This is a genomic window from Paenisporosarcina sp. P4_D4 (genome assembly GCF_056401835.1).
The window spans coordinates 163,214-178,352 of record NZ_JBFUIO010000001.1 but is presented as its reverse complement, the minus strand read 5'-3'; the positions used below and the strand labels follow the sequence as shown (position 1 = coordinate 178,352).

Genomic DNA, 15,139 nt, shown 5'->3' with positions numbered 1-15,139 from the left:
CTTCCACCTGTCATTGTACCATACGTGACAAGTGGTCAGATTTTTATTTTTCGTTGTCTTCTGTGCTCGAATGTTCGTGTTCATCTTCGATAGTTTCGCGGCGAATATCTGCACCGAGCCCATGCAATTTATCAATTAACGAGCTGTAGCCTCGTTCGATATGATAAATATCGCGAATTTCAGTTTCTCCTTCGGCAATCAATCCAGCCAATACCAAGGCTGCTCCTGCACGCAAATCTGATGCACGAACTGAAGCGGATTCCAATTTCGTCGGACCTGAAATAATCGCTGTACGCCCTTCTACACGTGCACTGGCATTCATACGTTTCAACTCATCGATATGTTTGAAACGGGCTGAATAAATGGTGTCTGTAATGACCGATGAACCTTTGGCCTGGGTCATTAAAAGAGAGAACGGTTGCTGTAAATCCGTTGGGAAACCAGGATACACCAGTGTTTTCACATCCACTGCCTGCAAGTTCTCTGATTTCGGAATGAAGATACTTTCTTCGCCTTCTTCGATCTTAACGCCCATTTCGCGCAGTTTTGCAGTCAGCGCTTCAACATGGAATGGGATGACATTGTCAATTGTAACACCGTCACCAGCCACTGCAGCCATTATCATGAATGTTCCTGCTTCAATTCGATCGGGGATAATCGTGTGGTTCGTCCCATGTAGTTCATCAACTCCATCGATTCGAATGACGTTCGTTCCTGCACCCTTGATTTTCGCTCCCATGTTTGTTAACAAAGTCGCTACATCAATGATTTCAGGTTCTTTCGCGGCATTTTCAATGGTCGTTTGCCCTTTAGCCATTACGGCAGCCAGCATGATGTTGATGGTGGCACCAACACTGACAACGTCTAAATAAATTTTAGCTCCACGCAATTCATCCGCACGCAAATAAATGGCACCATGTTCGTTCGTCACTTTGGCACCAAGCGCCTCAAAGCCTTTGATGTGTTGATCGATCGGACGAGGTCCTAAGAAACAGCCTCCTGGCAAGCCAATGACCGCTTTTTTAAAGCGACCTAGCATGGCACCCATCAAATAATAGGATGCTCGAAGTTTTTTAACGTTGCCGTTTGGCAAAGGCATGCCTTGCATTTTAGTAGGATCAATGTTCATAGTGCCGTCGTCGAAAGATACATCCCCACCGATTTCCTCTAGCAACTCTTTCAGTGTCCAAGCATCCGAGATTTCCGGTAATCCTTCAATCGTGACAGGAGAATTGGCTAAAATGGATGCCGGGATTAAAGCAACTGCGCTGTTTTTGGCACCGCTCACTTTAATTGTTCCTTGTAAACGTTTTTGCCCATTAATTTTATACACTTCCATGTAATTCACCTACAATCAATTCAAGAGTTAACTTATTCTGCACTTAAACGGTTATTCCAATCCGCTAAAAATGCTTCAATTCCTTTATCCGTTAATGGATGTTTGAACATTTGTTTCATTACGTTTATCGGCATTGTTCCAATGTGTGCTCCGTGAAGCGCTGCGTCTGTCACGTGTTGTGGATGACGAATTGATGCAGCAATGATTTCTGTATCAATATTGTGCAATTCAAAAATTTGTGCAATCGTACCGACTAAATCCATGCCGTTGTGACCGATATCGTCCAAACGCCCAAGGAATGGTGATACATAAGTTGCTCCAGCACGTGCTGCAAGCAAAGCTTGGTTTGCGCTGAAAATCAACGTGATATTTGTTTTAATGCCTTCTTTTGAAAATACTGAACATGCTGCCAGACCGTCTGGTGTCATTGGTAATTTCACTGTGATATTTGGTGCAATTGCCGCTAGTTCACGACCTTCTTTAATCATTCCTTCAGCATCCAAAGCAATTACTTCTGCACTGACTGAACCTTCTACTAGTGAAGTGATTTCACGTAAACGATCGTGGAAAGAAATATTTTCTTTTGCCACAAGTGATGGATTTGTAGTTACGCCTGACAAAATACCCCAAGCGTGTGCTTCTTTAATTTCTTCAAAGTTTGMTGTATCGATAAAAAATTTCATTTTTAGTTGCCTCCATTTGATGGAAAAAGAGGAGAAGGCCGTATTCCGACACTTCTCCTTACATTCTCTTGTTTTATTTATGCTATTTTATTTATGCTTTTCCAGAACTTCCGAAATCGCGCATTTTTCCTTGTACAGTGTTTTTGATTGCGTCACGAGCAGGAATTAAGTATTTACGTGGATCGTAAACATCCGCATCGCTATTCAAGAAATCACGAATTGCTTTTGTAGCTGCAATTTGATTTTCAGTATTAACATTGATTTTCGCTGTTCCCAGTGAAATCGAACGTTGAATATCTTTTACAGGAATTCCGGTTCCACCGTGCAATACAAGTGGAAGATCTGATAATTTCGAGATTTCTTCCATTTCAGCAAAACCTAAATTCGGTTCTCCTTTGTAAGGACCATGAACAGAACCCAGTGCAGGTGCCAAGCAATCGATATCAGTGCGTGAAACCAGTTCAGCACATTCTTTTGGATCTGCATAAATGACGCCTTCTGCGATAATGTCATCTTCTTGTCCACCCACAGTTCCAAGCTCAGCTTCAACAGACACGCCATGAGCGTGTGCATATTCCACTACTTGAGACGTGGTTGAAATGTTTTCTTCCAATGGATGATGTGATGCATCAATCATGACTGATGTGAATCCAGCATCAATTGCTTCTTTACATTTTTCAAAACTTGAACCATGGTCTAAATGAATCGCTACAGGAACCGTAATTTTATAGTCGTGCATCAATCCTTTAACCATGTGAACAACGGTTGTGAAACCGCCCATATATTTAGCTGCCCCTTCAGAAACGCCTAAGATTACTGGGGATTTTTCTGCTTCTGCTGCTTGTAAAATGGCTTGCGTGAACTCCAAGTTGTTGATATTGAATTGTCCGATTGCATAGCCTTCTTTTTTYCCTTTGATCATCATGTCTTTCATCGATACTAAAGCCATTGAGGAATCCTCCGTTTCATGAATAGGAAATATTGCTTTTAACCATCTTTTATAATAACAAAAACAGGCAGTGTTTGCCACTGCCTGCTTATGTCAGTCTTTTAACATTCCGTTTACAGCATCGCGCACTTCATAAATATCAAAGGGCTTTGTGAAATAATGTGAAGCGCCCAAATCCATTGCTTCTTTGATTAAATCAAGTTCTCCATATGCCGTCATCATGACGACCGGCAAGTCAGGAGTACGCGCTTTGATACGTTTCAAAATTTCTATTCCATCCATCCCCGGTATCTTCATATCTAGGAGCACACCGTCTGGCTTAACTCTCTCAGCTAGTTCTAATGCTTCAATTCCATTCGCAGCCAAAAATGTCGTGTAACCTTCACGTTTAAACACTTCATTTAATAACAAACGAATCCCCTGTTGATCATCCACAATCAGTAACTGTTTCATGAAAACGTTCCCCTTTGCTTGCACTGGTACTATTTCTAATAATTCTACAATCTTTTCCATAATCCTGCATAAAAAAGATATTTTTCAATAATAATTTGCTTTTATGAAGGAGAAAATGTAATCCCTTTATTATAATACAGGATATTCCATACCTGTAGTGCATTTTTAAAAAAAATATCTAATTTTATCCATAAATAGTATAACAAAAGCCCGTTCCTTCATTTTCAAAGGAACGGGCTTTTGGTTAAATTTCCCCTACTGCCGCTTTGATGAACTCGCGGAATAGTGGTTGTGGACGTTGTGGACGCGAGATAAATTCTGGGTGGAACTGAGATGCGACGAAGAATGGGTGATTTGGAATTTCAATCACTTCAATTAATCGACCATCTGGGCTCGTACCAGAGAAAATGAAGCCAGCTGCTTCAAATTGCTCGCGGTATTCGTTGTTGAACTCGTAACGGTGACGGTGACGTTCGTACACTAACTCTTGTCCGTAAGCTTCATATGCTTTTGAACCAGGAATTAGTTTACATGGTTGTAATCCTAAACGAAGTGTACCACCTAAATCTTCAATATCTTTTTGTTCTGGTAACAAGTCGATAATCGGGTATGGTGTAGCTGGATTTAATTCAGCAGAATGAGCGTCTTTTAAATCAAGAATGTTACGTGCAAATTCAACTGTTGCCAATTGCATTCCTAAACAAATACCAAGGAACGGTACGTTGTTTTCACGTGCATAAGCAGTTGCAGCAATTTTCCCTTCAACTCCGCGGTCACCGAAGCCACCTGGAACCAATACGCCGTCAACATCGCTTAACCATTCTGCAACGTTTTCCTCGTTTACGTGCTCAGCGTTAATCCATTTCACTTCAATGTCCGCATCGAATGCAAACCCTGCATGTTTCATGGCTTCTACAACTGAGATGTACGCATCTTGTAATTCTACATATTTACCGACTAAGCCAATACGAACTTTTTTCGATAAATTTTTCACGCGGTCAACTAAAGCTGTCCAATCCGTCATATCCGCTTCAGGCGCATTAATGCCGAAGTGATCTAGGACGATTTGGTCCATATGCTGTTCTTGAAGCGCTAACGGTACTTCATATAAAGACTCCGCATCACGCGCTTCAATTACTTCGCTCGCTTTAATGTCACAGAATAACGCAATTTTATCTTTCATATCTTGTGGTACTTCATGTTCGGTACGCACCACGATGATGTTTGGCTGAATCCCTAAACTACGCAATTCTTTTACGCTATGTTGCGTTGGTTTTGTTTTCATCTCACCTGCAGCACGGATGTAAGGAATTAACGTACAGTGAATGTACATAACATTTTCTGCACCGAAGTCGCCTTTCATTTGGCGGATTGCTTCTAGGAATGGCAGTGACTCGATGTCCCCTACTGTTCCACCGATTTCAGTGATGACCACATCTGCATGTGTTTCTTTTGCAGAACGAACTAAACGTTCTTTAATTTCATTCGTGATATGTGGAATAACTTGTACAGTTCCGCCCAAGTAGTCGCCACGACGTTCTTTTTTCAAGACCGCAGAATATACTTTCCCTGTTGTTACGTTTGAGAATTTGCTGACGTTAATGTCAATGAAACGCTCGTAGTGACCAAGATCCAAGTCTGCTTCGGCACCGTCGTCCGTCACGTAAACTTCCCCATGTTGGTACGGGCTCATTGTACCTGGGTCTACGTTAATGTATGGATCGAATTTTTGAATCGCTACGTTAAGTCCACGATTCTTCAGTAAACGGCCGAGTGAAGCCGCGGTAATTCCCTTACCAAGTGAAGAAACTACGCCACCTGTTACGAAAATATATTTAGTCAAAGCTAACTCCTCCTATTATGGTGTATTTGAAATGAAGTTGGGTGAGGCGTGCTGTTAAAAAGTTCAAGATCGTTTCAAGCTTCGGCTCGATTGTAAGTTTTGAAACTTAGTAAAAACGAGTTTTCATGCTATTTTCGACAACTCTGAACTAATGTTGCGCTTTACACTTGTAAAAACAAAAAAAGCGCCCTCCCTGCAGTGTTTGCAGGGGGAGCGCATTATATAAGCGTTCAATCTCCCTTTTAGGGAGCCCAAGTAAAAGATTAATCTGAATGAACTAAGAAGTCAAGGGTTATTATACTTCGTCTTCTTCGTCTTCTTCATCTTCCTCATCTTCTTCGTCCACGATTTCGAATTCATCGTCTGTATCAAGAAGTTCTTCAGCAGCCACTTCTTCGATTTCTTCTTCATCGTCGTCCTCGTCCAAGTCGAAGTCTTCTTCGCCATCTACGTCTTCAACAAATTCATCGAAGTCCTCTTCGAATGCGATTTCATCATCATCTGAATCATCTTCAAGATCGTCTTCATCCACATCAGCTTTTGCTTTTTTCTTGCGAACTTTTACAGTAGGCGCTGTTTCTTCTTCAATTTGTTCAACAGGGTACCACTCGCGTAGACCCCAACGGTTTTCAGAAATCGCCAGGAAGCGACCATCGATGTTCATATCTGTATAGTACTGAAGCATACGTTCTTTCATTTGAGCTTCAGTAAATTTATTTAATTTTTTGATCTCATCTAGTAATTCTTGTAAAGTCAGAGATTCGTGTTTTTCTTCCAATATTGCATATCCCAAATCGATAAACGATTCTTCACTTAGTTGTTCTGTTGTCATTTCACGAAATTTCAAATCGTGCACGTCCTTTCTACATACGTTGGCATAATAACCATTATATACAAACCTCATTGAAATATGCTACCGTGATTTGTTGTTTTTTGTTTCCCTTATCGTAGTCCACCCGAAATAAAACAAGTAAATCGATAATATCAGTAAGGGAATCGACCCCATTTGCTTGTTATACAAGAAAAATGTCCCGATAAGGCATGCCAAAACCACGACAATATGTATGCTGTTTTTCATTGTGACATCCTCCCAATTCCTCTTGTTCTATTATACCCAATTAAGTTAATAAGTTTATCTTTTTAAAATGGAATTTATGAATATTTTTAATTTTGGCATTGTAAACTTTTATTTGTACTTTTTTAATAAGAGTGGGTATCGGCTCTCATATAACATTACCTTTAAAAAAGAGTTTATGTTCATGAGACTCACAATTATACATTCTTACTAGTTGGCTCATACGAAACCTGCGGCTCTAGCGCAAATGCATGATAAATAGTTAGATTTTTTGAATAAGCCCAATTGTTAATATTTATCCGATTGGAAAACTATGCCATACTAGTAATAAATACATCTTTGATGCAAAGGACCCGATGATGACCAGAAAACTCAAATTATACACCTTAGGACTCTTACTCCTATTGATAGGTTCCCAATACTGGGTTAACTTGAATGAACAAAAAGCGCCACCTTCTCCTGAATGGAGCCGATCATTTCCTACTGATGAACAGGCAAGTGATTATATAAAGCTTCAAAGTGTACCGACTAAAAATGGCTATGCAGTTAGCTTGCTTAATTTTAGACAACTGGATTTATATGAATGTTCATTGACTATGAATTGTGAGAAGGCATGGTCGAATTCAGATTTAAATGCCAAGAAAAATACATGGAGCGATGGAAAAACTTCTTATACTATCGTTGAAGATTCGCTAATCTACTCTACTGAATACGGTAATAATGAAATGATTGCTGACCAGGTTGAGGATTTCACAAAGTCCGACGACACGCTTGTTTATTGGACAACTGATCAAAAAGTGTTCGTTCAGCAAGGTGATGGTGCGGTGATGCCTTTCACCACTGAGAAGCCAGTTTTCACAGCCAAAGTTTTGGATGATCATATTTTCATCGTGACTCGTGACATTCTCACTAACCGGTTCACACTTTACGAAGCTGGTAGTGAATTGGAAGAATTGTTCCAGTTCACCACGAATTCAAGTGAAATCATACAATCGATGACGCTTTTCTCGAAGCCAAACAATCTTTTCGGAATGCTGTTGGATATAGAAATCAATTCCGGTGGTTCTCGACAAAAGTCTATAAGAACGGCCACGTTTGAGTTAACGGAGCAAGAGACACCTTCTTTCTCACAACTTGCTTTTTTCGATAAGAATACCGGCATCAAACTGACAGATGTCCGTTTTCCAAGTATTTTTCTGAGTGAAGCCGATACATATATTTCTTTCACCGCTTCGCATTATGATTCAACTGGCAAAAAAGTGAATCAGGCTTATGTTGGACTTGCTGACAATGAACACATTGAAGCGGCAGCTGCAACGAAAATTGGAGATCTTTATACCAATCCAATTTTACTTAATATAGATACCCTGGCTTATTTCCAGTCAAACGGAACCGTCCAAAAACTCATGTATTCTTCAACTACTGAAGAAAAACGCGCACAGAGTTTAGACGGTCTGGAAGGCGACAATAAAGAAGCACTTTATACCATGTTAACGATCTTGTTTAACGGTTTCGTGATGATGTTGCTGTCTTTCGCCTGGCTTGTTCCGGCACTAAGTATTGGCTATGGCGCACTTGCTTTACTTCATAAATTGCGTAGATCCAATGCCTACTTCATTGCCTTATTGGTGAATACAGTCGCTTTGGTTGTCAGCCAACTTGTCTTGTTCGCAACCGTCTTCAATCCGGAAAAAATCGTTCAGAAAGCTCCTTATTTAACGGAGCTCTGGCAAGTATCGGCAGTAATTATTGTGGCAGGAATAGTATGTTTATTGCCAGTTTTCCTTTCGCGTACAAAAGTGTCGGAAGACAATGGTAATATGCTGATATTGTATACGACGGCTGTTAATTTCATGATTTTATTTTTCCTGATCGGTCCGTATTTTTTATAGGTTATAGGTATGATTTATAAGAGTTAAATGATAATCCCGCTTCCCTGGAGTTGTTCCATGGAACCGGGATTTTCAAATATAGCAAGCTTCTTTCACAGAAAAGAGCCAATGCAGCGATTTAGCGAAATTGCTCCCATTCAGGTTTAAAGATTTAATGGTTTTGTTTTCGCTTCGCTCCTGTTGTGTATAACACTAGTTAGGATGTTTATTCCTTTACGACGGCGGTTTATTCCCTCTCAACCATTTATCTCGACTTATACTCCTCGAAAAATAAAGTGTGAGTCGCCGTAACACCCTATTCTTCATATTCCCAAACAGAAAAGCGACCCACCAAAGTGGGTCGCTTTTTTCGGTTTACATATTACGACGGTATTGGCCGCCTACTTCGTATAAAGCATTAGTAATTTGACCAAGTGAGGCCACTTTTACTGTGTCCATCAGTTGTTCGAAGATGTTGCCGCCTGTTACTGCTACTTCTTTCAGGCGTTTCAGCGCAGCTTCTGCTTCTGCAGAATTGAGTTGTTGGAAGGCACGCAAGTTGAGAATTTGCGTTTCTTTTTCCTCTGTTGTTGCACGGGCAATTTCCATGTTGTCAATGCTTTCCGCTGAAGGCGGGTTTGGGTTCAAGTATGTGTTCACACCGATAATCGGCAGTTCCCCCGTATGTTTCAGCATTTCGTAATGCATGGATTCTTCCTGGATTTTTCCACGTTGGTACTGTGTTTCCATGGCACCAAGTACGCCACCACGGTCGTTGATACGATCAAATTCAGAAAGTACCGCTTCTTCCACTAAGTCGGTCATTTCTTCAATAATAAATGCACCTTGTAGTGGGTTTTCATTTTTCGCAAGACCGTGTTCTTTTGTAATGATCATTTGAATCGCCATTGCACGACGAACGGATTCTTCCGTCGGTGTTGTAATCGCTTCGTCATAAGCATTTGTGTGAAGTGAGTTACAGTTATCCTGCAACGCCATCAATGCCTGAAGTGTTGTACGGATATCGTTGAAATCGATTTCTTGTGCATGCAAGCTTCGACCTGAAGTTTGTACATGGTACTTCAATTTTTGGCTACGGTCATTTGCACCGTATTTATCACGCATTACAACTGCCCAAATACGACGAGCCACACGGCCGATTACTGTATATTCAGGATCCAAACCATTCGAGAAGAAGAATGATAAGTTTGGTGCGAAATCATCAATGTTCATTCCGCGGCTTAAGTAATACTCAACGTACGTAAATCCGTTTGCCAATGTAAACGCCAATTGCGAAATCGGGTTCGCTCCAGCTTCTGCAATATGGTAACCAGAAATCGATACTGAGTAATAGTTGCGTACTTTTGAATCGATAAAGTACTGTTGGATGTCACCCATCATGCGAAGTGCGAATTCCGTTGAGAAAATACATGTATTTTGCCCTTGGTCTTCTTTTAAAATATCCGCTTGAACAGTCCCACGAACGACTTGCATCGTTTTTTCGCGTACTCCGGTGAATTCTTCAACCGTTAACGTACGACCCAGTTTTTCTTCGTTCAACTTCACCTGCTGATCAATTGCCGTGTTCATAAACATCGCCAAAATGATTGGAGCAGGTCCATTGATTGTCATTGACACAGAAGTAGAAGGTGCGCATAAATCAAAGCCATCGTATAGTTTCTTCATATCATCAAGTGTACAAATGCTAACGCCTGATTCTCCGACTTTCCCGAAAATATCCGGACGCTCATCTGGGTCTTCTCCGTAAAGAGTTACCGAATCGAAAGCTGTTGATAAACGTTTCGCATCGTCATCTTTTGATAAGTAATGGAAGCGGCGGTTTGTACGTTCCGGTGTTCCTTCACCAGCAAACTGACGTTTTGGATCTTCCCCTTCACGTTTGAATGGGAATACGCCCGCTGTATATGGGAATGAACCTGGTACGTTTTCTTTATAAACCCAGCGTAAAATTTCACCGTAATCCACGAACTTCGGCAATACGACTTTCGGAATTTTCAGACCGCTAAGGCTTTCTGTACGTAAGATCGTACGGATTTCTTTATCGCGTACTTGAGTGATGAACTCGTCGCCGGCATAAGCTTCTTTGAGCGCTTTCCAGTTGTCTAAAATGCGTTTTGATTCCGCAGTCAATTCGTCGCGAACACCTTGTGCAAGAGAAGTCAATGACTCGACTAATGCATCGTTCGGTGCTTTTTCGTTAACCGCTTCAATCGCGCCTTCTAATTGGAATAAACGACGTGCAAATTCCACTTGTTGATTGGACTTTTTGTGGTAGCCACGTACCGCATCCGTGATTTCGCGCAAGTAGTAACGACGGTCATTCGGAATAATAACGTTTTGCTTTTGCGTTTTCACAAATTGCTCATACGAAGTTTCCCAGTTCGTTCCGCATACTTCATTTACGCGTGACACTAAAGCTGCGAATAATGAGTTAGTGCCTTTATCGTTGAATTGACTAGCAATCGTGCCGTAAACAGGCATTGTATCAATACTAGCATCCCATAAGCCGCGGCTGCGTTGGTATTGTTTTTGCACTTGGCGAAGCGCGTCTTCAGAACCTTTGCGCTCGTATTTATTGATGACAATCAAGTCAGCGTAATCAATCATATCGATTTTTTCAAGTTGAGAAGGAGCTCCGAATTCACTAGTCATGACGTACATAGAAACGTCTGCTACGTTTGTGATTTCTGCATCCCCTTGCCCGATTCCACTCGTTTCCACGATGATTAAATCGTAGCCAGCCACTCTGACAACATCCAGTACGTCGCCAATAGCACCTGATAATTCAGTACGAGAACCACGTGTTGCCAAACTGCGCATGAAGACACGTTTGTTGAAAATTGCATTCATACGAATACGGTCGCCAAGCAATGCCCCACCTGTTTTTTGTTTTGTCGGATCTATTGATAGCACCGCAATTTTTTTATCCGGTAATTCCGATAAGAAACGACGAATCAATTCATCTGTCAAAGAAGACTTACCAGCTCCGCCTGTACCTGTGATCCCGAGTACTGGCGTTCCTTTAGAAAGTCCGCGCGCTTTTTCTACTAATGCTTTTGCTTCGGCATTTTCATTGTTTGCGCCATCTTCAGCCACACTGATTAAATGTGCCAACACTTCAGGATGGTCCGTATCAACTTGAGCCAATTGCTCTACAGCGTTATTTGCTTCAACAGCTTTATCACAGTCTTCTACCATGCGATTGATCATACCTTGAAGACCTAGTGTACGGCCGTCTTCTGGTGAGAAAATCCACGCGATGCCGTAATCATGAAGTTCCTTGATTTCTTTTGGAATAATTACACCACCACCACCGCCGTAAATGCGGATATGTGGAGCTCCTCTTTCAGCAAGTAAATCGTACATGTATTTAAAGTATTCAACGTGTCCACCTTGATAAGATGAAATCGCAATACCGTGCGCATCTTCTTGAATTGCCGCGTTCACAACTTCTTCCACTGAGCGGTTGTGCCCTAAATGAATGACTTCAGCACCTGTTGATTGTAGGATGCGACGCATAATGTTGATTGACGCATCATGCCCATCAAATAGACTTGAAGCCGTCACGAAACGTACGTGGTTTTTTGGACGATAAATTTCCACTGTTGCTGTCATGCTGTTCCCCCATTCCCTTGTATCCCTTGTAAGAAAAATGTTGTTTGCTGATCAATGAACTGTTCGATGGTCAGATCACGGTGGAGTCCCCAACGTCTAAACGACCACATCTGTCCTTGAACAACGATATGGTGTGCTGCCAATTTTACGGCATCTTGAGACAGTTGAATTTCACCCGATTTGCGGCAAGCATGAAGAATGTCTTCAAAAATTGCTACCATCTCGAGTTCTTTTTTCAATACATATTGCAGTGCATCTTTTGGCAGGGATTTTGATTCCTGGTACATAACCATGAATTCATCCTGCATTTCATCAATAAGCAAGTAATAGTGACGGATGGCTGTTTTCAAGCCATCCAGTGTACCAGCTTGCGTTGGAAGAGCTGTAAGACGTTCCTGCACTTTTTCGTAAATGCTGTCACACACTAAATACAATACGTCTTCTTTCGTACGGATGTATTCATAAAGTGTGCCGATGCTGAATCCTGCTTCCTTTGCGATTTCACGAGTCGTGGTCCGATGAAAGCCCTTTTGTTTAAAGAGCGCGACAGCCCCCTGAATCATTTGATTCCGGCGTTTAGAAATTAGGCTTTCATCTTTCACAGACGACTGGACTTCGCGCTTGGGCTTCATTTGCGTCACGACTTACTTCGTCAACATACGAGAAATAACAAGACGTTGAATCTCTTGTGTTCCCTCGTAGATTTGTGTGATTTTCGCGTCGCGCATGTAACGTTCCACTGGATAGTCTTTCGTATATCCGTAACCACCGAATACTTGAACAGCTTCCACTGTTACTTTCATCGCTGTATCCCCTGCCATTAATTTCGCCATCGCTGATTCTTTCCCGTACGAATGACCGTTTGATTCCAACCAAGCTGCTTGGTACGTCAATAAACGTGAAGCTTCGATTGATGTTGCCATGTCAGCCAATTTGAAAGACACCCCTTGGTTCGCAGCGATTGATTTACCGAATTGAACGCGTTCTTTCGCATATTCTACTGAAGCGTCGAGTGCACCTTGAGCGATACCAACAGCTTGTGCTGCAATGCCGTTACGTCCTCCATCAAGCGTCTTCATTGCGATGATGAATCCTTCGCCTTCTTCACCTAGCAAGTTTTCTTTCGGGATGCGGCAGTTGTCGAAAATGATTTCCGTTGTTGGTGATGAACGGATGCCGAGTTTCTTTTCTTTCTTCCCAACTGAGAAGCCTTCGAAATCAGCTTCAACGATGAATGCACTTGTACCTTTATGTTTTGAAGTTGGATCCGTTACTGCAAATACTACATAAATGTCAGCAATTCCACCGTTTGTAATGAATATTTTTGAACCATTCAACACATAGTGATCGCCATCGAGTTTAGCTGTTGTTTTCATGCCGCCAGCATCAGAACCTGAACCAGCTTCTGTTAAACCGTAGCCGCCAATTTTTGTTCCTTCAGCCATTGGACGAAGGTATTTTTGTTTTTGTTCTTCGTTTCCGTATTTGAAAATCGGCCATCCAGCTAAAGATGTATGAGCTGAAAGTGTTACACCCGTTGATGCACAAACGCGTGAAAGTTCTTCTACTGCGATACAGTAAGCCAAGTAATCCGAACCGATTCCGCCGTACTCTTCAGGCCAAGGGATCCCTGTTAATCCTAGCTCAGCCATTTTGTCGAAAATCTCACGGTCAAAGCGTTCTTCTTCATCACGCTCTGCAGCAGTTGGTGCTACTTCTTTCGTCGCGAAGTCACGCACCATTTTACGAATCATTTCATGTTCTTCTGTTAGTTTGAAGTTCATATTAAGCCCACCCTATATTTTTTAGTTTATTAAATGTAAATTACATATCATGGTGAAGAAAATCACTCCCTTTCCGCCGACTACCCACGAGCCTCCTCGATTGGTTCTTACTTCACCAATCTGCGGGGTCTCTTAGGGGGAGTTATTCTGAGGGAGTGTCGTGAATTTCCACACCACTTGGACTAATAATAAAACACTTGTTTCTTATCATTATTAAATTTAGCGAGCGGAAGGTGGCGACTCCCAGGGGATCAGCAAGCCAATTAAGACCCTGGATTGAGCATAGCGAAGGAAGCGGCTTGATGCTTGCCCCCAGGAAAGCGTTCACCTGCAGCGACTCGAATCTAAAACAGACTTTTATTTCAGTAAGTGTTTCCCGATTACTAGTCGCTGGATTTCAGATGTGCCTTCGTAAATTTCGGTAACTTTCGCGTCACGGAAATAGCGTTCTACTGGATAGTCTTCTGTGTAGCCATAACCACCAAATACTTGAACTGCTTCGATGGATGTTTCCACTGCGGTTTTAGAAGCGAATAGTTTTGCCATTGACGCTTCTTTTCCACAATTTATGCCGCGTGAACGTAAATCTGCCGCGCGATAAACCAATAATTTAGATGCTTCGACAGCTGTAGCCATGTCCGCGATTTTAAAGCCTACACCTTGTTGTGCTGCAATCGGTTTACCAAATTGAACGCGCTCTTTTGCATATCCAACTGCAGCCTCGTATGCTGCTTCCGCAATTCCTAAAGCCTGTGCTGCAATTCCGATTCGACCAACATCCAAGTTTGCCAAGGCAATTTTAAAGCCTTCGCCTTCTTGACCTAATAAGTTTTCAACCGGAACTCTCATATCTTCAAATGTTAGCTGAACTGTACGTGAACCGTGCAAGCCCATTTTGTGTTCATCTTTACCGATAATCAAGCCCGGTGTGTCTTTATCGACGATGAAAGCAGATATCCCTCTCGAACCTTGCGTCGCATCCGTTGAAGCAAACACAATATAAACGTCAGCTTCTCCACCGTTTGTGATGAAAACTTTTGAACCGTTAATTTTATAATGTTCCCCGTCTTTAACTGCTTTTGTTTTCATAGAGCCTACGTCTGATCCTGCTGATGGTTCAGTTAAGCAAAATGCTCCTAAATATTCTCCAGCCGCTAATTTCGGAATATACTTTTGTTTTTGCTCTTCGTTTCCGAAATACAAAATCGGATTCGTCCCAACAGATGTATGTACTGATAAGATAACGCCAACTACAGCACTCACTTTTGATAATTCATGAATCGCAATTATGTAGCTTGTGAAGTCCATTTCAGATCCACCGTACTGCTCTGGAATGGTGATTCCCATCAAGCCTAACTCCGCCATTTTATTTAAAACTTCACGTGGAAATTCACCTTGTTCCATTCTTTCAATGAATGGTTCAATTTCCGTTTTTGCAAAGTCACGTACCATATTGCGCATCATTAATTGTTCTTCTGTAAATTTCAATTCCATTGATGAAACCCC

Annotated in this window: 11 protein-coding genes; 1 reads left to right on the top strand and 10 read right to left on the bottom strand. The window is 41.7% G+C overall.

Translation table 11 applies throughout. From position 1 onward, the window contains the following. Positions 1-43: 43 nt before the first annotated feature. The 6 genes from AC1DSL_RS00865 to rpoE all read right to left on the bottom strand — a co-directional run bounded on the left by AC1DSL_RS00865 (position 44) and on the right by rpoE (position 6,114). Positions 44-1,339 carry a UDP-N-acetylglucosamine 1-carboxyvinyltransferase gene (locus AC1DSL_RS00865; protein ID WP_016428279.1) on the bottom strand — a complete coding sequence of 432 codons (1,296 nt, stop codon included), beginning with the start codon at positions 1,337-1,339 and terminating at the stop codon, positions 44-46. Between the two features lie 32 nt (positions 1,340-1,371). After that, a complete protein-coding gene (gene fsa / locus AC1DSL_RS00860; RefSeq protein WP_477530866.1) occupies positions 1,372-2,022 on the bottom strand; it encodes a fructose-6-phosphate aldolase in 651 nt (216 codons plus the stop codon). 91 nt (positions 2,023-2,113) lie between these two features. After that, on the bottom strand, positions 2,114-2,971 hold the full coding sequence (locus tag AC1DSL_RS00855) for a class II fructose-bisphosphate aldolase (protein WP_016428281.1): 858 nt from the start codon (positions 2,969-2,971) through the stop codon (positions 2,114-2,116). A gap of 93 nt (positions 2,972-3,064) precedes the next feature. Further along, the gene (locus AC1DSL_RS00850; protein ID WP_036659477.1) at positions 3,065-3,424 is read right to left on the bottom strand and encodes a response regulator; all 360 of its coding nucleotides are present in this window, start codon (positions 3,422-3,424) and stop codon (positions 3,065-3,067) included. 244 nt (positions 3,425-3,668) lie between these two features. Next, positions 3,669-5,267, bottom strand: coding sequence for a CTP synthase (locus tag AC1DSL_RS00845; protein WP_477530865.1), 1,599 nt, complete (start codon positions 5,265-5,267; stop codon positions 3,669-3,671). A gap of 295 nt (positions 5,268-5,562) precedes the next feature. Beyond that, a complete protein-coding gene (rpoE, locus tag AC1DSL_RS00840; protein ID WP_016428284.1) occupies positions 5,563-6,114 on the bottom strand; it encodes a DNA-directed RNA polymerase subunit delta in 552 nt (183 codons plus the stop codon). Positions 6,115-6,746: 632 nt separating this feature from the next. On the opposite strand from rpoE, the gene AC1DSL_RS00835 reads away from it, so the two are divergent. After that, positions 6,747-8,234 (top strand): hypothetical protein, encoded by a 1,488-nt coding sequence (locus tag AC1DSL_RS00835; protein ID WP_477530864.1) that lies wholly within the window; start codon positions 6,747-6,749, stop codon positions 8,232-8,234. Between the two features lie 354 nt (positions 8,235-8,588). Here AC1DSL_RS00835 and icmF read toward each other — a convergent pair whose 3' ends face one another. The 4 genes from icmF to AC1DSL_RS00815 all read right to left on the bottom strand — a co-directional run bounded on the left by icmF (position 8,589) and on the right by AC1DSL_RS00815 (position 15,127). Beyond that, entirely contained in the window at positions 8,589-11,849 is a 3,261-nt protein-coding gene (gene icmF, locus AC1DSL_RS00830) for a fused isobutyryl-CoA mutase/GTPase IcmF (RefSeq protein ID WP_477530863.1), read from the bottom strand. Then, entirely contained in the window at positions 11,846-12,481 is a 636-nt protein-coding gene (locus tag AC1DSL_RS00825; protein WP_036659863.1) for a TetR/AcrR family transcriptional regulator, read from the bottom strand. The genes icmF and AC1DSL_RS00825 overlap by 4 nt, the downstream gene beginning before the upstream one ends. Before the next feature lie 12 nt (positions 12,482-12,493). After that, a complete protein-coding gene (locus tag AC1DSL_RS00820; protein ID WP_016428289.1) occupies positions 12,494-13,633 on the bottom strand; it encodes an acyl-CoA dehydrogenase in 1,140 nt (379 codons plus the stop codon). Positions 13,634-13,990: 357 nt separating this feature from the next. Beyond that, the gene (locus AC1DSL_RS00815; RefSeq protein WP_016428290.1) at positions 13,991-15,127 is read right to left on the bottom strand and encodes an acyl-CoA dehydrogenase; all 1,137 of its coding nucleotides are present in this window, start codon (positions 15,125-15,127) and stop codon (positions 13,991-13,993) included. Between the last annotated feature and the right edge of the window lie 12 nt (positions 15,128-15,139).

What these genes read in the sequence shown, in the direction of transcription:
- AC1DSL_RS00865 (WP_016428279.1), bottom strand. Translation starts at nt 1,339, where the DNA reads ATGGAAGTGTATAAAATTAATGGGCAAAAACGTTTACAAGGAACAATT.
- AC1DSL_RS00850 (WP_036659477.1), bottom strand. Translation starts at nt 3,424, where the DNA reads ATGAAACAGTTACTGATTGTGGATGATCAACAGGGGATTCGTTTGTTA.
- icmF (WP_477530863.1), bottom strand. Translation starts at nt 11,849, where the DNA reads ATGACAGCAACAGTGGAAATTTATCGTCCAAAAAACCACGTACGTTTC.
- AC1DSL_RS00825 (WP_036659863.1), bottom strand. Translation starts at nt 12,481, where the DNA reads ATGAAGCCCAAGCGCGAAGTCCAGTCGTCTGTGAAAGATGAAAGCCTA.
- AC1DSL_RS00820 (WP_016428289.1), bottom strand. Translation starts at nt 13,633, where the DNA reads ATGAACTTCAAACTAACAGAAGAACATGAAATGATTCGTAAAATGGTG.
- AC1DSL_RS00815 (WP_016428290.1), bottom strand. Translation starts at nt 15,127, where the DNA reads ATGGAATTGAAATTTACAGAAGAACAATTAATGATGCGCAATATGGTA.